Origin of the sequence: Marinobacter metalliresistant, from assembly GCF_038098645.1 — a bacterium.
Classification (GTDB): Bacteria; Pseudomonadota; Gammaproteobacteria; order Pseudomonadales; family Oleiphilaceae; genus Marinobacter; species Marinobacter metalliresistant.
The window spans coordinates 2,489,021-2,509,232 of sequence record NZ_CP101118.1; the positions used below are offsets into that span (position 1 = coordinate 2,489,021).

The 20,212-nt window shown below is 59.7% G+C and carries 15 protein-coding genes; 6 read left to right on the forward strand and 9 right to left on the reverse strand.

Annotation, left to right across the window (positions count from 1 at the left end):
* Positions 1-94: 94 nt before the first annotated feature.
* On the reverse strand, positions 95-1,612 hold the full coding sequence (locus tag NLK58_RS11665; protein ID WP_162893717.1) for a hypothetical protein: 1,518 nt from the start codon (positions 1,610-1,612) through the stop codon (positions 95-97).
* Between the two features lie 431 nt (positions 1,613-2,043).
* On the opposite strand from NLK58_RS11665, the gene NLK58_RS11670 reads away from it, so the two are divergent.
* Positions 2,044-2,844, forward strand: a complete 801-nt coding sequence (locus tag NLK58_RS11670) for an undecaprenyl-diphosphate phosphatase (protein WP_117618701.1) — start codon at positions 2,044-2,046, stop codon at positions 2,842-2,844.
* A 94-nt stretch (positions 2,845-2,938) separates the two neighbouring features.
* Here NLK58_RS11670 and NLK58_RS11675 read toward each other — a convergent pair whose 3' ends face one another.
* The 3 genes from NLK58_RS11675 to NLK58_RS11685 form a co-directional block, all read right to left on the reverse strand.
* The gene (locus tag NLK58_RS11675) at positions 2,939-3,478 is read right to left on the reverse strand and encodes a manganese efflux pump MntP family protein (RefSeq protein WP_117618702.1); all 540 of its coding nucleotides are present in this window, start codon (positions 3,476-3,478) and stop codon (positions 2,939-2,941) included.
* A gap of 39 nt (positions 3,479-3,517) precedes the next feature.
* Complete coding sequence (gene uvrD, locus NLK58_RS11680; RefSeq protein WP_117618703.1) at positions 3,518-5,683, reverse strand: DNA helicase II; 2,166 nt, start codon at positions 5,681-5,683, stop codon at positions 3,518-3,520.
* Between the two features lie 241 nt (positions 5,684-5,924).
* On the reverse strand, positions 5,925-7,376 hold the full coding sequence (locus NLK58_RS11685) for an NAD-dependent succinate-semialdehyde dehydrogenase (protein WP_117618704.1): 1,452 nt from the start codon (positions 7,374-7,376) through the stop codon (positions 5,925-5,927).
* Positions 7,377-7,547: 171 nt separating this feature from the next.
* Here NLK58_RS11685 and NLK58_RS11690 point away from each other — a divergent pair, with 171 nt between their 5' ends.
* Positions 7,548-8,561: a histone deacetylase family protein gene (locus NLK58_RS11690; protein ID WP_117618705.1), complete on the forward strand. Its 1,014-nt coding sequence runs from the start codon at positions 7,548-7,550 to the stop codon at positions 8,559-8,561.
* Between the two features lie 4 nt (positions 8,562-8,565).
* On the opposite strand, the gene thiI is transcribed toward NLK58_RS11690, so the two are convergent.
* The gene (gene thiI, locus NLK58_RS11695; protein ID WP_341580800.1) at positions 8,566-10,020 is read right to left on the reverse strand and encodes a tRNA uracil 4-sulfurtransferase ThiI; all 1,455 of its coding nucleotides are present in this window, start codon (positions 10,018-10,020) and stop codon (positions 8,566-8,568) included.
* Positions 10,021-10,130: 110 nt separating this feature from the next.
* Here thiI and ppnN point away from each other — a divergent pair, with 110 nt between their 5' ends.
* Positions 10,131-11,513, forward strand: a complete 1,383-nt coding sequence (gene ppnN / locus NLK58_RS11700; RefSeq protein ID WP_117618707.1) for a nucleotide 5'-monophosphate nucleosidase PpnN — start codon at positions 10,131-10,133, stop codon at positions 11,511-11,513.
* 26 nt (positions 11,514-11,539) lie between these two features.
* Here ppnN and NLK58_RS11705 read toward each other — a convergent pair whose 3' ends face one another.
* The gene (locus NLK58_RS11705) at positions 11,540-11,875 is read right to left on the reverse strand and encodes a c-type cytochrome (RefSeq protein WP_117620367.1); all 336 of its coding nucleotides are present in this window, start codon (positions 11,873-11,875) and stop codon (positions 11,540-11,542) included.
* A 219-nt stretch (positions 11,876-12,094) separates the two neighbouring features.
* On the opposite strand from NLK58_RS11705, the gene NLK58_RS11710 reads away from it, so the two are divergent.
* The gene (locus tag NLK58_RS11710; RefSeq protein WP_117618708.1) at positions 12,095-13,198 is read left to right on the forward strand and encodes an enoyl-CoA hydratase/isomerase family protein; all 1,104 of its coding nucleotides are present in this window, start codon (positions 12,095-12,097) and stop codon (positions 13,196-13,198) included.
* Between the two features lie 16 nt (positions 13,199-13,214).
* On the opposite strand, the gene NLK58_RS11715 is transcribed toward NLK58_RS11710, so the two are convergent.
* From NLK58_RS11715 to NLK58_RS11725, 3 genes are all read right to left on the reverse strand, one after another.
* On the reverse strand, positions 13,215-13,712 hold the full coding sequence (locus tag NLK58_RS11715; RefSeq protein ID WP_341580801.1) for an ankyrin repeat domain-containing protein: 498 nt from the start codon (positions 13,710-13,712) through the stop codon (positions 13,215-13,217).
* A 72-nt stretch (positions 13,713-13,784) separates the two neighbouring features.
* The gene (locus NLK58_RS11720; RefSeq protein ID WP_341580802.1) at positions 13,785-15,944 is read right to left on the reverse strand and encodes a GNAT family N-acetyltransferase; all 2,160 of its coding nucleotides are present in this window, start codon (positions 15,942-15,944) and stop codon (positions 13,785-13,787) included.
* Positions 15,944-16,321, reverse strand: a complete 378-nt coding sequence (locus NLK58_RS11725) for a DUF2237 family protein (protein ID WP_117618711.1) — start codon at positions 16,319-16,321, stop codon at positions 15,944-15,946. Before NLK58_RS11725 ends, NLK58_RS11720 begins: the two co-directional genes overlap by 1 nt.
* A gap of 256 nt (positions 16,322-16,577) precedes the next feature.
* Here NLK58_RS11725 and NLK58_RS11730 point away from each other — a divergent pair, with 256 nt between their 5' ends.
* Both NLK58_RS11730 and NLK58_RS11735 read left to right on the forward strand, forming a co-directional pair.
* Positions 16,578-18,851: an ATP-dependent helicase gene (locus NLK58_RS11730; protein ID WP_341580803.1), complete on the forward strand. Its 2,274-nt coding sequence runs from the start codon at positions 16,578-16,580 to the stop codon at positions 18,849-18,851.
* A 160-nt stretch (positions 18,852-19,011) separates the two neighbouring features.
* On the forward strand, positions 19,012-20,211 hold the full coding sequence (locus NLK58_RS11735; protein WP_117618713.1) for an OmpA family protein: 1,200 nt from the start codon (positions 19,012-19,014) through the stop codon (positions 20,209-20,211).
* Position 20,212 lies beyond the last annotated feature (1 nt).

Here is a 20,212-nt window from a genome sequence, read left to right on the forward strand (position 1 = left end):
AAGAGTACGCCCTGAAATTGTAAAGCAAAAACCCTGTTTGGGCGCCCGGGAATAGAAAACAGCGAATGCCTTGCCTTGCGACGCCTCCGTCTCCTTAAAACTGATAAATCAGCCTGAGGCGATTATTGAAAAAGGTAGGCTGACCATTCCAGCCCACGACACCCAGATTGTTGCTGACCGAGAGCCCTTCAAGATTCGGGTTCACTCCCGCCAACTGGTAGGTGAAGCCGACATCGAAACCGTAGCCGATCTGTCCCTTCTTGATAACCGCGTTGGCGGGGTAACCCTGGCTGCCACTGAAATCGTAATAATTGCCGTTGAATCCATAAGCGGCTTTGTGCCAGACATAACGGGTGAACATGGACAGGTTGTTTGTGACAGAGCCACTTAATCGGACACCATAAGCTCTTCCGGGGCCACTGTTTTCGATGCCCGCGTTCATCGTATCATCGAATAAGGTCCCGCTGAGGTCAGAATAGGGGTGAACGAAACCACCATTGCGGAAAGTGCCCTTATTGACCGGAGAATACTGCGCCAGTATTGATGCTTTCCAGTTCGGCCCCTGCACACCGAGTTTACCGCCATAGATAGCAGCGTCGATCTGACCAAGCGCCGCCGAGCCTGAATCCGTTTCATGCAGCGCCTGCAAGCGCACAAAGGGGCGAAGTCCATTGCGTGCAAGCGGTGGAAGTTGGTAACCCGCCTCAACGTATCCCATTTTCGCAATATTGAAAAAATTGTAGAACCATGCCTGCCCGAGCAGCCCCCCCGCCGAAGTTTGCTGCTGATACTGCAGCCCGGCTGTCAAAAGGCCGGGTTGCGCGCCGACCGGGTAGCCAGTTGTATTGCGATTACTCCATTCGTCCGTGAAGCGACCAAGCGAACGCGTGAACCGGCCGAAATACAGTTTCATATCGGGAGTTGAAGAACCCGCATCATAAGCAAACGGCATGTATTGCGACACTTCATATTGCGAATTTCTGACCTCCTGCGGACCGTGTTTCTGAAAAGAATCGAACAGCGAGAGAGTTCCTGAAACTCCGTAAAAAGATCTTGGCAGGAGGGTATACATATCGGTGTTGGCAAAGGGAGTATTAATCAATTGTCTCCCGGCACGCACACGCAGACCCTGCCCCTGATACTGCAGAAAACCTTCGGTGAGCTGGTTCAGGTCCTGAGGCTGCCCGAGGAGCCCTTTATAGACGCCGTCATCGTAACTGACCAACGGATGCGTCGTGAAAAGGGAGGTATGGGCACTGAAGCCATAAAGACTCCCGGTGGACATGGATATGTCGCCGCCATACGCTGTGCCACGACGGTCAAAAGACTGACCTTGCTCCGCCACTGTCCCCTGCGGCACAGGGTAGGGAGCGTTACCGGAGTTGCGGCGACGAAAATCGTAGATACGAAGATTGCCCGATATGCTGGCGTCGTCGACAATGCTGGACTTGAAAGCGTCCCGAAATGTCTCTGCGTGGCCGGGCGCGGCAAAACCAAGACCAAGGATGACACACAGTGTGACGAGATTCGTGGGGGAAAAACAATGCCGACGTGCGGGATTATCATTAGTAATTGCACAGGCAGGTGAAAATAGTCGTTGTTGCTCGAACATGCCTTCTCCTTTTGTTTTTATGAGATTTTTTTGTAATTTGACTGCAGCTTGCAGTGAGCATCCGCGGCAGTGTGCCGACGATGGCAGCGGCTTTCTCAGCCAGGACCAACCGCGAATTTCACTATAGGCGGGAACATTTCCGGGAGAGGTATCAAAGTGTAAGACGAATGCAACACCCTGGTTACATTGGTCAGACCGGCCAGAGGCAAGGGGCTTTTAGGGGGGGGGTAAGCGTTCGGGTTTGCCTGCTCAGACAAGCCTGGAAGGCATCTTTCTGTCTCGACATCCGGCTTGTTGGGATGTGTGTGGGTACCCGGGAAAATCTTGTTCAGTCGGCGCTGGCATCAAACGCATCATCTGTTCAGCCACCCCCCACCCTGCTAATATCGCGCCCACATTTCTGACGCACTGAACCGAACGGAACCTACCGAATGGACGTTTTCCAGGCCCTTTTCCTTGGCCTTCTCCAGGGACTGACCGAATTCCTGCCCATATCCAGCTCGGCCCATCTGATCCTGACGCCGGTTTTCTTTGGCTGGGATGATCAGGGCGTGGGCTTCGACCTGTCTGTCCATTTCGGAACCCTGCTGGCCGTAGTGCTCTATTTCCGGCAGGATGTCTTCGGCATCGCCCGAGACGGGCTGATTTCCGTTAGCCGGCGCAAGATCGTTGGCCAGGGCGCCCTGGCCTGGTACCTTATCATCGGCACCATCCCCGCGGGTCTGGCTGGCCTGGCCTTGCTGGACATGATCGACAACGAGCTGCGGGCCGTGGAAGTCATCTTCTTCACCACCCTGTCCTTCGGCCTTTTGCTGGGTATTGCCGACTGGCTACCCACACGCCAGCGCACCCTCGACAAGCTCAACTGGAAAGACGCACTTCTGGTCGGCATCGCCCAGGCCATGGCCCTGGTGCCCGGCACCTCCCGCTCCGGCGTCACCATCACCGCCGGCCTGTTCCTGGGCATGACCCGGGAAACCGCCTCCCGGTTCTCCTTCCTGCTGGCCATTCCGATTATCGTGCTGGCATCTGCCGTGAAGCTGCTGGAAGTGGCAACCTCGGATGTTGTCGTGGACTGGAGCGGTTTCCTGATCGGCGGCATCACCTCTTTCCTGATGGCCATAACCGCCATTCATTTCTTCCTGAAGTGGCTCAACACAGTTGGCATGTGGCCGTACGTGATTTACCGGGTGATTCTGGCCATCGTCATCTATGCGGTTCTGATGCGCTAAACGCCCTCCTGAGGCAATAAAACCGTTCGGCGTGTGCGCATGCCAAGGCTTTCAGGATCGTTGAGAGACAGGTACTGCTGGTGGATACCCGGGCTCACATGAACAGAATCTTGAGCCCGATCAGCACAATCACCACGCCGCCGACAAATTCCGCTTTGCCCTCAAGGAAGGTGCCACTGCGGGTACCGATATAGACTCCGGCTACACTGAAGAGCAACGTGGTCACACCAATAACCAGGCAAGCCTGTAAAGGCGCAACATCCAGCAGGGTCAGGGCAAATCCGGCCGCCATGGCATCAATGCTGGTGGCAATGGCCAGCATCAACATAACCCGATGGGTGATGATTGCGATGTCCTCCTCTACCCCTTCGGAAAATGCCTCATAAATCATCTTGCCACCAACAAGCGCCAGCAGGATGAACGCAATCCAGGGCGCATAGACCTCAACCCAGCCAAGCACACCCTGACCGCCCAGGTAGCCGATCAGTGGCATCAGCCCCTGAAACACCCCAAAATACAGCCCCGCCATGACGGCGAGCGATGATGCTTTTTTCTTGTGCTTGGAACCCAAGCCAATCGACACGGCGAACGCATCCATACTCAGTGCCACGGCCAGCACCAACACTTCAATCATGCTCTTCAAGCTCCAGTTGCAGTAACGGGTAACGATCTGTCAGCAGACTTCCAGCGGCGCATAGGCCAGCACCAGCCATTTGGCGCCGTCATCAAAGTTCACCTGCACCCGTGTATGGTGCCCGGTTCCCTCTGAATTCATAACGATACCCTCGCCGAACTTCGGATGGCGCACCCTCTGCCCCAGGCTGAAGCCGGACTGCTGCGCCGAGTCCTGGGCGAACAGACTTTGGTTTGGCCGCTCAACCATGGCCGGGCGGGTGACGGTGTTGCGTAAGCGGACTTCCTGCAGGCAGCCACCCGGGATCTCCCGTACGAACCGGGACAGGGCGTTGAACTTTTCCTGGCCATACAGGCGGCGGGATTCAGCGTAAGTGAGCACCAGTTTTTTCATGGCCCGGGTAATACCCACATAGGCCAGGCGCCGTTCTTCTTCCATGCGGCCGGGTTCTTCCAGGGACATGCCGTGGGGGAACAGGCCTTCCTCCACACCGGCCAGGAACACCAGCGGAAATTCAAGGCCTTTGGCGGAGTGAAGGGTCATAAGCTGGACGCTGTCTTCATGGTCTTCGGCCTGGGATTCCCCGGCGTCCAGCGCCGCCTGGGCGATGAATTCCGCCAGGGGATCAACGCCATCCTCTACTTCATAATCAGACAGTGCGTTGACCAGTTCCTCCAGGTTTTCCACCCGGGCCTGGCCTTTCTCGCCTTTTTCGCTGGCGTGATAGTCTTTCAGTCCACTGTCTTCAATGGTCTGCTTCATCAGGCCATGCAACGACGCATCGCCTGCCATCTCAGACAACCCTTCGATGATGGCAATGAATGACTGCAGCCCGGTTTTGGCCCGGCCTTTCACCTGCCCGGCTTCCAGCAACCGTTCGGCGGACTCCCACAGGGAAATGCCCTGCTCCGTGGCGTATTCCCGAAGCTCTGCCAGGCTCTTGGCACCAATGCCCCGGGGCGGCACGTTGACCACCCGCTCGAAGGCCGCGTCATCGCGCCGGTACTGCACCAGTCGCAGGTACGCCAGCGCATTGCGGATTTCCTGGCGATCGTAGAACCGCAGGCCGCCGTAAACCCGGTAGGGAATGCCCTGGCGCATCAGGGATTCTTCCAGCACCCGGGACTGGGCGTTGGAGCGATAGAGAATCGCCGATTCACTGCGCAGGTTGCCGTCCTGTACCCAGGCGGAGATGCTGTCGGCGATGTAGTTGGCTTCGTCCTGTTCGTTGAAGGCCGCGTACAGGCTGATCGGTTCACCCTCCGGGCCGTCGGTCCACAGCTCCTTGCCCAGCCGGCCCTGGTTGTTGGCGATCACCGCGTTGGCCGCTTTCAGAATCATCTGTGTGGACCGGTAGTTCTGCTCCAGACGCACCAGCCGGGCATTGGGAAAGTCCCGCTGGTACTGCTGGATGTTCTCCACCTTGGCACCCCGCCAGCCGTAGATGGACTGATCGTCGTCCCCCACCACCGTCATTGGCACCCGATTGCTGGCGAGCACCTGTAGCCAGGCGTATTGAATGGTGTTGGTATCCTGGAACTCGTCCACCAGGATGTGCTGGAATCGGCTCTGGTAATGGGCCAGAAGCTCCGGCCGATGCAGCCAGAGCTCGTGGGAACGCAGCAGCAGCTCACCGAAATCCACCAGACCACCCTGCTGACAGAGCTTTTCGTACTGGCGGTAGATTTTCAGCATGATCGACAGGAAATGATCACCCGGATTCTCCTGGATATGATCCGCCCGCAGCCCTTCGTCCTTCTGGCTGTTGATGAACCACTGGGCCTGCTTGGGCGGCCACTTGCTCTCGTCAATCTGGTTTTCCCGCATCACCCGCTTGATCAGCCGCAGCTGGTCGTCGCTGTCCAGTACCTGGAAGTTCTCCGGCAGGCCGGCGTCTTTCCAGTGCGACCGCAACAGCCGGTGGGCAATACCATGGAAGGTTCCGAACCAGAGGCCGCGGGCAGGAATCTGCATCATCTGCTCGATGCGATACCGCATTTCCCTGGCGGCCTTGTTGGTGAAGGTCACCGCCAGGATGCCGGTGGGCGGAACCCGATCCACGGTCATCAACCAGGCGATCCTGTGGACCAGGACCCGGGTTTTGCCACTACCTGCGCCCGCTAGCACCAGCAGGTGGTCGTTTTGGGCGGTGACAGCTTCGCGCTGGGCATCGTTCAACGGATCGATGATGTGGGAGACGTCCATAAAGAATCGGTTCGCTACTGGTTAAATAAACAGGTTTGTGAGTATAACAGGAGAAAAGCGGGATTTGTGTTGGGCTTGGGTTAGCCCTCTTCTTTCGGAGGCGTAGCACGAGGGCGGGCCCCTGTTCAGGACACGCTACGAGCACATCCATGTGCGCTTGGCTGTGGCCATCCATGGCCACAGACAGTCCTGAACAGGGGCCCGCCCCCGTACTTATCTTGCTTGGGAGAAAGCTTTTCTATCAGAAACCTCTGGGGACCGTCTGAGCTTCTACAAACTCAAATAGCCCTTCAAGGCCGCCCTCCCGGCCGATGCCGGACGCCTTCATGCCACCGAACGGCGCTTCCGGCGTCGGGCCGGTGCCGGTGTTCCAGCCGCAGTGGCCGAAACGGAGGCCGGCGGCAACACGCTGGGCGCGCTCGGCATCGCTGGTGAACACATAGGATGCCAGGCCGAACTCCGTATCGTTACCGGCTTCGATGACCTCTTCTTCCGTGCGGAACAGGGCCATGGGCACCAGCGGGCCGAAGGTTTCTTCCCGATAGCAAAGCATATCCCGGTTCACGCCATGCACCACCGTGGGCGGGAAGAACAGACTCTCGTCGAGTTCGCCGGGCTGCTTGCCTGCAACCAGTTTCGCGCCTTTGTCGAGAGCATCTTCCAGGTGACGCTTCACTTTGTCGAAGCCGGCCTGGTTGATCAGCGGGCCGAGATCGACATCACCGTTGATGCCATCACCCACGGTCATCCTGTTCACGCGCTCAGCAAGCTTCTGGCCAAAGGCATCGGCCACTTTCTCGTGCACGAAGATGCGGTTGGCACAGACGCAGGTCTGGCCGCCGCCACGAAATTTGTTGGCGATCAGGTTATCGGCGGCGGCGTCCAGATCGGCGTCGTCAAAGACAATAAACGGCGCGTTGCCACCCAGTTCCAGAGCCAGCTTCTTGACCTGATCGGCGGTATCGAGGATCAGCTTGCGACCCACTTCGGTGGAGCCGGTGAAGCTGAGCATGGGCACGTCCGGGCTTTCGCACAGCACCTTGCCGATCACGCTGGCCTTGCCCATCACGAGGTTAACCATGCCATCGGGCAAATCGGTGTGTTTGTCCATCAGGGTGAACAGGGCAATCATGGTCAGCGGGGTTTCGCTGGCCGGTTTGATCACCGACGGGCAGCCTGCTGCCAGGGCTGCAGAGAGTTTCTTGGCGATCATGCCGATGGGAAAGTTCCAGGGCGTGATCAGGCCGGTAACACCAATCGGCCGGTAGTGGACGGTCCAGGTGCAGTCTTTCGGCTTTTCCGGGATGGTGTGGGCATCCAGGGCCTGGATGTGCTTCGAGCAGTAATCGAAGAAGCCTGCGGCGTAATCCACTTCGCCCTGGGCTTCCTGCAGCGGTTTGCCGTGCTCCATGCACAGAATCCGACCAACCTCTTCCTTATTGGCCTTGAGCGCATCCCGGATGTCTTCCAGCCATTTTCGGCGGGTTTCGATCGGGTAGGGACTGGTCAGTTTCAGGGCCGACTTGCCGGCGGCCACGGCCGCCAGAATGTCCTGCTCCGGCATTGACGGCACTTGCGCGATGACTTTACCGGTGGCGGGATTGTAGACATCAAAGGTGTTGCCGTCGGCGTTGTCTGTCCAGCGACCGCCAATGTAGCCAGTCATCTTTTTCAACAGGGGTGACTCGATCATCTTGGCTCCTTTTCGGTAGTTGGCGGCGTCCCTTACGGGACGGCATTGCGTCAGTAGCTTAGGTCTTTCATAGTGAGTGTTGTAGCGCAGCCTGTAAAGTCAAGGGCGGACTATTGATCATCCTCCGACTGTGCCTATACTCGGAGAACCAGACATTCAGGAGGCCGGACAATGAAAGCATTTTTCCATCCCGCACAGGACCAGCACATTCCACAGACTTACTTTACCCGGGGCCAGATGCGTCAGCCCCAGGAAGTGCCGGATCGTACCGGGCAGATGCTGGATGGCCTGAAGGAGATGGGCGTGTCAGTGCTTCAGCCGGCGGATCAGGGCGCCGGCCCAATCTCGAAGGTTCACGATCTGGGTTACCTCCGCTTTCTGGAATCCGCCCATCGTCGCTGGAAACAGATGGATGACTGGGGCGACGAGGTCATCTCCAATATATTCGTCCGCGCTCCCAATCACCTGACCGGCATTCTCGCCGAAGCAGCCCGTTACCAGGCCGATGGCAGCTGTCCGATTGGCGAGCATACCTGGCATGCCGCCTACTGGTCCGCCCAAAGTGCCCTCGGAGCGGCCGATGCCCTGATTGCGGGTGATCGTACCTCCTACGCCGTGTGTCGCCCACCCGGCCATCACGCGCGGAGGGATGCCGCAGGCGGCTTCTGCTACCTGAACAATGCCGCCATTGCCGCCGAGCACATGAAAACCCGGTTCCCGAAGATCGTGATTCTCGATACCGACATGCACCACGGCCAAGGCATTCAGGAGATCTTCTACGATCGCAGCGACGTGCTCTATATCTCGATCCACGGCGACCCCACCAATTTCTATCCGGTGGTCACCGGCTTCGGGACCGAGCGGGGCGAAGGCGAAGGCTTCGGTTACAACATCAATATGCCAATGCCCCACGGTTCATCCGAGGACGATTTCTTTGCGAAGCTGGACGAAGCCCTGACCGCCATCAAACTGTTCCAGCCGGATGCCCTGATCCTCGCCCTTGGCTTTGATATCTACAAGAACGACCCCCAGGCCAAGGTATCTGTGTCGTCAGAAGGCTTCTGCAAGCTCAGTACCCACGTGCGAAAGCTGGGGCTGCCGACGCTGGTGGTTCAGGAAGGGGGCTATGATCTGGACACGCTCAGCGAGAATGTCCAGCAGTTCTTCAAAGGCCTGGAGGGCTGAAATTTCAGACGACGGGCGCGTAAACCTTCACGTTTTCGTGCCCTTCGGCTTTCAGGTGCCCCGCGTGCATGCGGCTCATGGTGCCGCGATCGCAGTACAGCAGATACTGTCGATTCCCCGGCAGGTCCGCCATCTGCCGGTTAAGTTCGTAGAACGGAATCTGCAGGATTTCATTGCTGGTCAGTTCCAGGGGTGCCTGCTCCCCCTCTGAGGGATGGCGCACGTCGATAATCACGTCATCCACTGCCGGCGTCTGCACCAGCTCGACCTCCTCCGGCGTAACGTTCGTTTCCAGCAGGCGGTTTACCGGGGTTTCCTCCCGGGCGTCAATGGCATTCGCCAGAACGGCCGCGTTCATCTGGGCTTCATCTTCTTCCACCCGGTGCAGTTTGGCGCGGGTTGCAGGCTTCCGGGAGATAACGCCGCAGTATTCCGGCATGGTGCGGGCGTAGGATTCGGTGCCAATTTCCCGGGCAATCCGGATGATGGATTCCTTGTCCATGGACACCAGCGGGCGCAGGACCACTTCGTCAGTGGCACGGTCCACTACATTCAGATTGCTCAGGGTCTGACTGGACACCTGGGCCACGGCATCGCCGGTCACCAGGCCAATGGCATTGTTCTTCCGGGCAATCTCGGCTGCGGCCACCAGCATCTGCCGCTTCAGTACCACACCCCAGTGTCGCTGGCTGACCGAACGCATGATCTCGGCCACCACACCCTCAAACGGCACGGCGATAAACTTGGCGCTGTGGGAGGCGCCGTAGCGGTCCCAGAGGTAATGCACCACCTGGCGCACGCCAACTTCGTGGGCGGTACCACCCAGACTGAAAAACAGAAAGTGATTGCGAAGCCCCCGCCGCATCATCAGGTAGGCCGCGACCGAGGAGTCGTAACCACCCGAGATCAGGGTCAGAACGTTCTCGACACTGCCCAGCGGGTAGCCACCCAGGCCCCGATGCTTGCGGTGGGCAATATGGAACTGATCGCCCTGAACTTCGATGCGCACCTCAACCTGGGGTGACTTCAAATCAACCCCGGTGGCGCCGGATGCCTGCATGAGTGCAGCGCCGACCATCCGCTCCAGGTCAATGGAGCGGAAGCTGTGCTCGCCATGGCGACGGGCCCTGACTGCGAAGGTCTTGCCATTCAGGCGCCCGGAGAAGGCGTCAACGGCCTTTTCGGCAACATCCTCAAGGCTGACAAGCGGAAACGCCCCGATTTCCTGGATGGTGGAGATGCCCGGAATGCGCAGAAGCGCTTCAACTACCGGGCCGGACAGACGGCGACCATCCGGCACCTCCACGTCGACCCGGTCCCAGCTGCCTTCCACCCGGATTTCCGGATCCACCCGGGCAAGGAGCTTGCGTATGTTCTGCCTCAGATGACGCATCTGTTGGCGGCGGACGGGCTTGCTTTTGATGGCTACTTCCGGGGCGGGACGAATCAACAGTTTCATAAATCGGAATTTTGTCGGGTGGCGTATGAAAGGGAAAGCGCTTAGTGTACCGTTTTGACTCCGTGCCTCAAAATCAGGCATTGCCGCAACATTCAGGAGCTTCACCGTTAATGCAGGAAATGACCATCAATGCCCTGGTCTCCCCCGAGGGCAGCCTTGAAATTCTTTCCAATCACGAGGTCAACCGGCTCAAGGACCGCAGCGAAGGCGGCCTGTATCGCTTGTTCCGCCAGTGCGCACTGGCGGTTCTGAACACCGGAATAGAAACCGATGACTGCAAGGCCCTGATGGAATCCCATGCGGAGTTTGACGTCCGGCTGGTACCGCAACCACGTGGCCTGAAGCTGGAGCTGATCAATGCCCCTGCCCACGCCTTTGTCGACGGCCAGATGCTCAGGGCAATCCGGGAGCATCTGTTTTCCGTTCTGAGGGATATTATCTATTCACACTCGATCCCCCAGTCCGCCGCCGGTTTTCGCCGGGACGATCCTGAAGACCTCACCAATTACGTATTCCACATCCTGCGGAACGCCCGCGTCATGCAGGCGGGGCGGCAGCCGGATCTTGTCGTTTGCTGGGGCGGCCACTCCATCAGCCACGCGGAATACCAGTACAGCAAGGAAGTGGGCCATCAGTTGGGCCTGAGAGCCCTGAGCATCTGCACCGGTTGCGGGCCAGGCGCCATGAAGGGTCCGATGAAGGGTGCCACCATCGGCCATGCCAAGCAGCGGGTAAAAAACGGCCGCTATATTGGCATCACCGAGCCCGGGATCATTGGGGCAGAGGCGCCGAACCCCATCGTCAACGAACTGGTGATCATGCCGGACATCGAGAAACGTCTGGAGGCGTTTGTCCGCTGTGGCCACGGAGTGATTGTGTTCCCGGGCGGTGTCGGCACCGCCGAGGAAATTCTCTACCTGCTGGGCATCCTGCTGCACCCGGACAACGCCGACCTGCCCTTCCCGGTGGTGTTCACCGGCCAGCAGGAGAATGCCGAATATTTCGAGATGATCGACAAGTTCATCCGCAACGCCCTGGGCGATGAAGCGGCGAACAAGTATGAAATCATTATTGACGATCCGGTACGTGTGGCGCAGACCATGAAAACAGGCATGAAGGAGGTGGAAACCTTCCGGCGCGCCATGCAGGACGCCTATTACTTCAACTGGATGCTGAAAATCGATCCGGTGTTCCAGTTACCCTTCGAGCCGAATCACGACAACATGCGCGCCCTTGAGCTGCACCGGGACCAACCGGTACATCTGATTGCCGCCAATCTGCGCAAGGCCTTCAGCGGTATCGTTGCCGGGAACGTCAAGGAGGGAGGAATCCGTCAGGTTCAGGAGAAGGGACCGTTCGAAATTGCCGGCGACCCGAGCCTGATCAAGCCACTTGAAGCGATGCTGGAACAATTCGTGGCGCAGAACCGGATGAAGTTGCCGGGCTCTTCGGCCTATCGACCCAGCTATCGGATTGTCAGCGGGGCGGCCTGAGCCGCACCGCTGACGCGGCAGATGGCTTACTTGCCGCCGTCCGCCGGCAGGCTGGCATAATAGGCCGCCAGGTTTGCGATGTCAGTATCGCTCAGGGCCGCAGCCTGGCCCTGCATAATGGCCGCCTGGCCACCGGAGCGTTCCTTGTTCTTGTAGGCCTTCAGTGCCGATACAAGGTACTGCTCGTTCTGGCCCGCCAGGTTCGGATAGGTGGGGATCTGTGCCAGGCCGTTCTGGCCGTGACACGCAGCACAGACTGCCGCCTTGGCCTTGCCTGCCGCGGCGTCTGCCGCAGAAACTACAGCAGGAACTGCAGCGCTGAACGCAAAGATTCCCACAATAGCGTAGTGTTTCAGATTCATTGCCATTACCCTCTCATCATCGTTTTCGGATTTTCGACCGGCACCTTGAACCGGACGGTAAACTGACTAGCATTTATAGCACAGAGCCCCGGAACCTCAAATGTGATAGATCAAGGGCCTTCCTCCGACGTTGGTCCTCTTTACCTGTCCTGGCTATTTAGGTGACAGTACGACCGATTCCGTGCCAAGGATTATTTTCATTTTCCGGAGATACCCTCAATGTCTGTAGAGGCCCAGGAACTTGCCTGTCGCGAAGGCCACATCGGCCTGCTGACACTGAATTCACCCGGCACCCTCAATGCGCTTTCCGACAGCATGATTGAGCAGGCCCAGAGCACCCTGGACCGCTGGGCCGGGGACGACCGGATCTGCCTTGTTGTCCTGCAGGGCGCCGGTGACCGGGCGTTCTGTGCCGGCGGGGATATCCGGCAGCTCTACGATGCCATCATTGATCCAACCGATCCCGAAAAGCCGGCCCGCTTCTTTACCCGCGAATACCGGCTGGATTACAGCCTTCACCGCTTCCCGAAACCGGTGGTTGGCATTGCCCAGGGCGTGGTTATGGGCGGCGGCCTTGGCCTGTTTTCCGGCTGCCGTTATCGTCTGGTTACTCCGGACATTACGCTGGCCATGCCGGAAATCGCCATTGGCCTGTTCCCGGACGTGGGCGCCAGCTGGTTTCTGAACCGGCTTCCCGGACGCCTCGGCCTGTTCATGGGATTGACCGGCGCTCGCCTGAATGCCACGGACACCCTCCGCGTCGGCCTCGCCGATCTGGCAATCCGGCCGGAGGACCGTGACAACCTGATGGCGCGGCTACAGGAAGAACGCTGGACCGGCAAGGCCGCCGCCAATGACAACCGCCTGTTCCGGCTGCTCAGCCGGGTCCAGACCCCCGATTACCGGGCGCTGCCGGTCAGCCAGTTGGAGCAGCATGAGCAATACATCGCCCGGCTGAGTTCCGGCGACGAACTGCCGGAGATCGTCGATCAGCTGTTGTCGGCAGAGGTCGGCAGTGAGTGGTGGAATACCTGTATGAAAACCCTCAGGACTGGCTGCCCGGTGTCGGCATGGCTGGTGTGGACACAGCTGAAGAAGGCCCAGCAGATGTCACTCAGGGATATTTTCCGGATGGAGCTGGCGATGGCATCGGAGTGCACCCGCAGACCTGATCTGAAAGAGGGCATCCGGGCCCTGGCCATCGACAAGGACCGCAACCCACGGTGGTCCTATGAGCGGATTGCCGATGTGCCCGAGGAGGTGGTTGCGGCCCATTTCATGCCGGAATGGAACGATGAAACCGATCCGATGGGGCTGGAATAGTCCTGCGGGACATCGACTAGAGCGTAGCGCCCGCCTGTACCAGCAGCATCTCCAGATCCCGGTTGTTGGTGGCGCGGGCAATGTCCAGCGCCGTCTTGCCGCTGTCAGCCCGGTAATTCACATCGGCGCCGGCGGCCACCAGCATTTCAGCCGTCAGCAAATCACCCCTGGCGACAATCTTCATGAGCAGGGATTCTCCACCCTGGCTGACATTGACATTGGCACCGGCCGACAGCAACACCTTGACCACAGACAGATGCCCGTTCTCAGCGGCGCGCATCACCGGGGTATAGCCCTCACGATCGCTGGTGTTCACATTGGCACCGGCCGACAGCAACAACTGTACACGCCTTTTTTCGCCATTACCGGCGGCTGAAACCAGAAGCACATCGGCCTCGGCCAGGGCCTGCTGGGTGAGATTTACCGGCTGGCTTTGGGAAGCGCAGGCAGATAAAAAAGTGAACAGCGTGAGCAAAATCAGCAAAGAGCGGGGAGAGCCGGTTCCCTTGGCCATAACAAACAATCTCGGTGGAAGGATAGGTGCGCCTATTCTGGGCAGCCAACGCCGGGAATTAAATCGAGCGGTTCACAACTCCGGCCCGTTTTCCATAAGATCGTGAACCAGTTGCCGCAAACGGTCTTCGCCATCCTTTTGCCCCCGGCAAAGCTTCTCAGCCTGAAGTGAGGACCATGGCCGGCCCTGGAGTACCGCCCGACACCACAAGGCCAGTGGCTCCTGATCTGCCAGCCACGCCATGATCCCCGGTGTCCGGCTCAGTTTCCGCAACACCGGGACGGTCATCTGGAATCCCCGATGACCGTTGGCGAAGTTGTGCAAATCCCGCAGGTCGTCGTTATCGGGCGGCGGCCCCGGTGGCAGATCGGCGCTGATGCCGGCGAGCAACCGCGGTTCAAACTCCGGCCAGTTTGCCGGCACCAGCGTCAGCCAGTGCCCTCCCAGCCGCTGACGGATACGCTCCGCCAATTCCGAGCCTGCCGGGCTGGTACCCCGGATCATCTGCAAGGGGTATTCACCGCTTGACGCCTCCTGCTGCAGGCCCGCCCGCACCACCTGCAAGCCACAACTCTGCCAGAAGGCCAGCAGATCGGTGCTACCACCAAAACTGGTGCCGAGATAATCCCGTCCCTGCTCGCTGGCAAAAGCCTTTGCTGCCTCAACCAGACGGTTCCCGATACCCAGCCGCCTCGACTCGTCCGATACCGCGATACGGACCACCCGGAGACACCCCAGAGAGGCTGCTTCCGGATAACCGCTATGACTGGCCAGTGACTGGGGCAACAGATGGCCGCGGATACGACGGGTACCGAGGCTGACCTGTTCCGCCAGTGCCGGCTCAAGCCCGCCTTCCAGTGCACACCAGAGCACGCCCACCGTCTGGTCGCCAATTCGTGCCCGCCAACTGCGGGCCGCCGGGTCGTCCAGCCATTGCCGGAGATCGGCCGGGGCAGTCCGGTAATGGGCATCCACCAGCAGGCCGAAGGCATCAGACAGCTCCGGATCATGTGCCTCTGCCGGCTGCCACGGCTGAATGATCAGTTCGTCCGAACTGGCAGCAGGACCTGGGGATTTACCACCACCGTCCGCCGCCAGCATGAACAATTCTGAGACCAGGGCTTCCAGCGGATCGCCCTGGGCCCAGCGCACCGGCTCGGTCAGGCTGAGGGATTGCCAGTGGGGCGCTGACTGCTCCAGCACCTGACGGAAACGTATGGAAAACCCCCTTCCTGCCCCCTCATAGCCGTGAACCGTGGTGGAAAACGCCACCCGGGGCCAGCCCAGGAGAACGGCCTTGAGCAGGGGGGCGGGAATGGCGGCGGCCTCATCCACCATGACCACCTCGGCCTCCGGGCGCGAGGCCAGCAGTTCCCGGATCGGGAGGTACCTGAGGCGCCCTCCGCCGCGGGTCGTCAGTTCCCCGGATCTGGCGCTGGCCAGTTGATCCCCCAGTGCTTCGCGGGCATGTCGAAACAGGGTTTCCACGCTCTGTTCCGACGGGGCAGAAACAAGGATGTCCTGTCTGCCGTGTTGCAGCAGTTGCGCCGCTGCCATACCCAGGGCCGCGGATTTACCCCGACCCCGGTCCGCAGTCACGATCACCGGTCGGCGTCGGCGGCCGAGGCCAAAGCGAACCAGACGCTGGATCAGTTGTTCCTGATCGGGCGTGGTTTTAATGGTAAAGGCAGTCTCCGGAATGGTTAGAGAGGGTAAAAGCGAGGAGGACGCACCGTCCGGCGTGATTCGGATCGCCGCCTCGTGATTCCTCAGAATTCTGGCCATGCGGGCAGCAAAGATGTGCCCGCCCTCATGGTCCAGGCCAGTTCTGGAATAGTCCGGATCTGCAAATTGGCGCCACTGCTCAAGGGGCGGCATCAGCCAGAACAGCAAACCGCCCGCGGTAAGTGCTCCGGAAAGCGCGGCGAAGGCATCCGGCGGATTGCCCTGCCAGCCGTCCCAGACAATCACCGGGAGTTCACGGCCCAGCCATTTCCGGGCCGCTGATGGTGCAAGCCGGGGCAGGCGATTGTCGGGAGTGTCCGCAGCCGGACCGGTCCAGACGCCGGTCTGGAAGTCCAGGCCTGGCAGCAAGCCGGCCAGCCACCGGATCGCGGCATCACGGGTGCCTTCCAGCAAAACAAGCCGGCGTTCGCCGCGGGCAGCGAGGCTTTGCTGGAGGTTGCGCCAGGCTTTTGTGCACGGCGCGGTGTTGATGCCGGTATGGCTCATCAGCTGAGGTCAGTGCCCTGGGTCTTGAGGTCGTCGAGGGCGCACTTTTCCAGGGCGGCCTGGTGGGTGGCCCGCAGGCGCACTCTTGGTGCGCAGCCGGCGTCGAAGGCTTCCTGCCAGCGGGCGGCGCACAGGCACCAGCTGTCTCCGGCTTTGAGGCCTTCGAAGCCGAATTCGGGTCTGGGGGTGCTGAGGTCGTTGCCACGGGCTTTGGAGAATTCGAGGAATTCGTCGGTTACTACGGCGCAGACGGCGTGGAGGCCGAAGTCATCTGGGCCTACGTTGCAGCAGCCATCACGGTAGAAGCCGGTGATCGGGTCTTTGCCGCAGGTTTCCAGTTTTTCGCCTAGTACGTTTATGGATTCTGACATTTGCATCTTTATCTGGGCCTTCTAACTTTGGAGTTAGCGGGACATTGGGGGCAGCCAGTTGGTGAGGGGGCCTTCCAAAACACGCTCCTTGCGGCACATCCCTGTGGCGCTTGGGCTCCGCCATCCATGGCTCCGCACAGTTTTGGAAGGCCCCCTCACCAACTGGCTGTCATACCTGGGAGTTAACGTCCTCACACCTCGAACTTTGTCAATTATGCGGTAGCGGTATCCGCTCTACCAGCAGCCCGTTACAATACCGGCCATGCCGACCGAATCCCAAATCCCTGATACCCCCAACCTTCCGGATTATCTCACCGATGAGCAGCGGGCGATTATTACTGCCGGCTATGAACATGCGGTGATCACCGCCGTGGCCGGGAGCGGCAAGACGTCGACGCTGGCGTGGCGGATACGATATCTGCTTGAACAGGGGCATGACCCGGACCGGATGCTGGTGTTGATGTTCAATCGCAGTGCCCGGGTGGATTTCGAGCGGAAGTTGCAGGAGGTGGGCGGTCAGAGCGGGCTGGCGTTGCCGGAGATCCGGACCTATCACGCCATGGGGCTGCGTTTGTACAGGCGGTTTGTCCGGGAGGGGTACCTGCCGGGGTTTTCGGAGAAGATCCTGACGGATCAGGAGATCAGTTTTCAGGCTTGGCAGCTGACGCGGCGGCTGGCGCCGGAGGATCTGGCGGACGAGATCCGGCGGAGCAAGAAGGATTTTGTGGAGACGGCGACGGGCTTTATTGACCTGGTGAAGACGACGCTGTCGCCGGCGGAGGTTGTGTTTGAGGAGTTGGGGTATTCGGACAAGCACCGGTATCTGATTGATCTGTTCCACAGCTTCGAGCAGTGGCGTAAGGGCCAGGGGCGGATCAGTTATGCGGATATGCTGTATGAGCCGGTGATGGCGATCCATCAGAATCCGCCGTTGCAGCGGCTGGTGGGCAACAAGATGGATCTGATTCTGGTGGATGAGTACCAGGACACCAATGAGGTCCAGCATCTGTTGCTGCGCTATGTGGCCGGGGACCGGGCCCGGGTGACGGTGGTGGGGGATCCGGACCAGACGATTTACGAGTTCCGGGGCGCCAGGCCGGAGTTTATTCTCAAGCGCTTCAGCGATGAGTTCGAGAGCCCGCTGGAGCAGACGCTGAGTTACACCTTCCGCTACGGTCACCGGGTGGCCCTGCTGGCGAATCATCTGATCTGTCACAACACCGGTCGCAAGGATGTGCTGTGCCATTCCCACCCGTCCACGCCTCAGACGGAGATTACCCTGCACCGGGTGGAGAGCGATGCCGATACGGTGTTGCAGATTCTGCAAAACCAGACCGAGCCGGCTTTGGCAGGCTCCGCCATTCTGTTCCGGGTGTGGAGCCAGAGTGTGCCGATCGAGCTGAAGCTGCTGGCACAGCGAATTCCCTACCGGATTGATGCCGGCAAGGGCGCCCTGTTCAGCCGGGAGGTGCAGGCCATTACTGCGCTGTTGATGGTGGTGACCGGGAAGCTCGAAAACCTTCCGGACGAAGACCGGCTGGAGCAGGCCCGGCAGTTGTTGCGGTTTCCCCATATTGGCCTGAAAGAGCCGGAGCTGGAGCAGCTGGCGCGGTTTCTTTCGGGCTTTTCCAGCGGCTGGCACGAGCGGTTGCTGGCGATGGATTTTGACGCCCTGGCGCCGATGGCGGCGCGCAAACTGCGGAAACTGGGCGAAGTACTCGCGCAGCTGCGCAGTTACGGCGGGCCGGTGGCGGGGCTGATCAGCGTCTACGCCGAACATACGGACCTCTATGAGGGTATCCGGAGCCTGGCGCTGACCCATGAAGGTGCCGAGGAACGGATCGATACTATCCAGGGTTTCCGGCAGTACCTGAAAAGTCTGGACGTAACCGCCGAGGGCACCCTGGCGCACCTGAAGGCCCTGAAGCAACAGGCCGGCGCGAAACAGCAAGATGGTGTTCTGTTGTCTACCATTCACCGCACCAAGGGGCTGGAATGGCCCACGGTGATCATTCCCGGCCTGCAGGAAAAGTACCTGCCCTACAGCCCGCGGCCCCAGGACGATGCCCGAGGGTTTCTGGAAAGTGAGCGGCGACTGCTGTACGTGGCCATGACCCGTACCCGCCAGCACCTTCACCTGATCACCCGGCCTGCCAGCGCACAACCGCACCTGGACGGCGATCAGGGCCCCAGCCGGTTTGTGGGGGAGTGCTGTTTCGAGCTGGCCGGGGAATTCGGGCGATGGCTCGATGAGCGCAGCCCGGCCGGAACCGGCACTATCCGGCTGACCGCCCCTCTTACGCCGGTCAGCCAGCGCTATGCCACCCGGGAGAACGTCACTCTGGAAGGTCAGGCCGCACAATCGGCGAGTTCGACGGAACCGCTCTGGCACCACAGGCGCCTGAGCCACGCGATTTTTGGCACCGGCTCCGTGGTTGCCGAGGATGAAAGCTCGTTTGAGGTGCATTTCGACAATGGTGAAACCCTGAATTTCAGCAAGAAAAGTGCGCACCTGTATTTCACTGCTCTGGTCTGAACCGACTTCCGGCACGTAAACGTCAGCCAGGTACAGTTGCTGACGTAACAACTTGTATCATTATTTTGTCTTTTTTGGCCTACTGGCCTAAATTCCGAGTATACAAGCACTTTTCATGGGAAAGTGTGGTACCACAACGACAATGAACAGGAGGTTCTGCATGAACATCATGCGTCCGGTTACCGTGGCCGCCCTGGCCACTGTTCTGGCAACCCCGGCCCTGGCCGATCGCCAGGAAACCGTCTACATCAACCCGTTTGCCGGCTTTCAGCTGTTTGACGACAAGCGTGATCTGAGCGAAACCGGCACTTTGGGTGTCGGCGTGGAATACCGCTTCCAGCCCCACTGGTCCGTGGAAGCGCTGTACTCCAGAGCCGATGCTGACCGCAAGTACGTACCCGGCGAGTCGGAGTTTGAGGAAGTACGGGTGGATGGCACCTATTACTTTGCAGGTCCGGACGAAGCCTGGAACCCGTATGTGTCCCTCGGTGCCGGCTATGCAGATTTCGGCACTGATACAAGCGGCGTACGAACGGCCGGCAGCAATCACGATGAAACCCGGGTCAACGTGGGTACCGGTTTCCGCTACAACGTCAGTGACACGGTTTCTTTGCGCGGAGACCTCCGTGAGTTCCACGGCATTGATGAAAGTACCTTCGATACCCAGGTTTCTCTGGGGATCAGCTTTGCCTTTACCCGGACCATTGCCCAGGCAGCTCCTGAACCCGTGGATTCCGACGGTGACGGTGTTCCCGATTCCCGGGATCAGTGCCCGGGCACGCCCGCAGGCACGACCGTTGACAGCACCGGCTGTGAACCGGATGCCGATCGCGATGGCGTTGTCGATAGTCGCGACGATTGCCCGAACACGCCTCCCGGTGCCGAGGTGGACAGCCGTGGTTGCGAACTGGACAGTGATAACGACGGCATCGTCAACAGCCAGGACCTGTGCCCGAACACTGCCGCCGGCGCCGAAGTTGACGAGACCGGTTGTGAGGGTGTCGTCGAGACTATCGAGACCTTCACCATCGAAGTACAGTTCCCGACCAACAGCTCTGTTATCGGTAATGCCTTCGATTCAGAGATCCGCCGGGTGGCCGATTTCCTGAAGGCAAACCCTGAAACCATCGTGGAAATTGCCGGCCATTCCGACAGCCGCGGTACTGCCGACTACAACCGTGCGCTTTCCCAGCGCCGGGCTGAAGCCGTTGCCGGCCGCCTGACCGGACCTCTGGGTGTTGATCCGTCCCGGGTAAACGCCGTAGGTTATGGTGAAGAGGCCCCGATCGCTTCCAACGACACTGTGGATGGCCGTGCCGCTAACCGTCGGGTAGAGGCGCGTATTCAGATTCGCCGTTAAG

What these genes read in the sequence shown, in the direction of transcription:
- NLK58_RS11720 (WP_341580802.1), bottom strand. Translation starts at nt 15,944, where the DNA reads ATGAGCCATACCGGCATCAACACCGCGCCGTGCACAAAAGCCTGGCGC.
- NLK58_RS11675 (WP_117618702.1), bottom strand. Translation starts at nt 3,478, where the DNA reads ATGATTGAAGTGTTGGTGCTGGCCGTGGCACTGAGTATGGATGCGTTC.
- ppnN (WP_117618707.1), top strand. Translation starts at nt 10,131, where the DNA reads ATGCAGGAAATGACCATCAATGCCCTGGTCTCCCCCGAGGGCAGCCTT.
- NLK58_RS11735 (WP_117618713.1), top strand. Translation starts at nt 19,012, where the DNA reads ATGAACATCATGCGTCCGGTTACCGTGGCCGCCCTGGCCACTGTTCTG.
- NLK58_RS11670 (WP_117618701.1), top strand. Translation starts at nt 2,044, where the DNA reads ATGGACGTTTTCCAGGCCCTTTTCCTTGGCCTTCTCCAGGGACTGACC.
- thiI (WP_341580800.1), bottom strand. Translation starts at nt 10,020, where the DNA reads ATGAAACTGTTGATTCGTCCCGCCCCGGAAGTAGCCATCAAAAGCAAG.
- NLK58_RS11690 (WP_117618705.1), top strand. Translation starts at nt 7,548, where the DNA reads ATGAAAGCATTTTTCCATCCCGCACAGGACCAGCACATTCCACAGACT.
- NLK58_RS11725 (WP_117618711.1), bottom strand. Translation starts at nt 16,321, where the DNA reads ATGCAAATGTCAGAATCCATAAACGTACTAGGCGAAAAACTGGAAACC.
- NLK58_RS11685 (WP_117618704.1), bottom strand. Translation starts at nt 7,376, where the DNA reads ATGATCGAGTCACCCCTGTTGAAAAAGATGACTGGCTACATTGGCGGT.
- NLK58_RS11665 (WP_162893717.1), bottom strand. Translation starts at nt 1,612, where the DNA reads ATGTTCGAGCAACAACGACTATTTTCACCTGCCTGTGCAATTACTAAT.
- NLK58_RS11715 (WP_341580801.1), bottom strand. Translation starts at nt 13,712, where the DNA reads ATGGCCAAGGGAACCGGCTCTCCCCGCTCTTTGCTGATTTTGCTCACG.
- NLK58_RS11710 (WP_117618708.1), top strand. Translation starts at nt 12,095, where the DNA reads ATGTCTGTAGAGGCCCAGGAACTTGCCTGTCGCGAAGGCCACATCGGC.
- uvrD (WP_117618703.1), bottom strand. Translation starts at nt 5,683, where the DNA reads ATGGACGTCTCCCACATCATCGATCCGTTGAACGATGCCCAGCGCGAA.
- NLK58_RS11705 (WP_117620367.1), bottom strand. Translation starts at nt 11,875, where the DNA reads ATGAATCTGAAACACTACGCTATTGTGGGAATCTTTGCGTTCAGCGCT.
- NLK58_RS11730 (WP_341580803.1), top strand. Translation starts at nt 16,578, where the DNA reads ATGCCGACCGAATCCCAAATCCCTGATACCCCCAACCTTCCGGATTAT.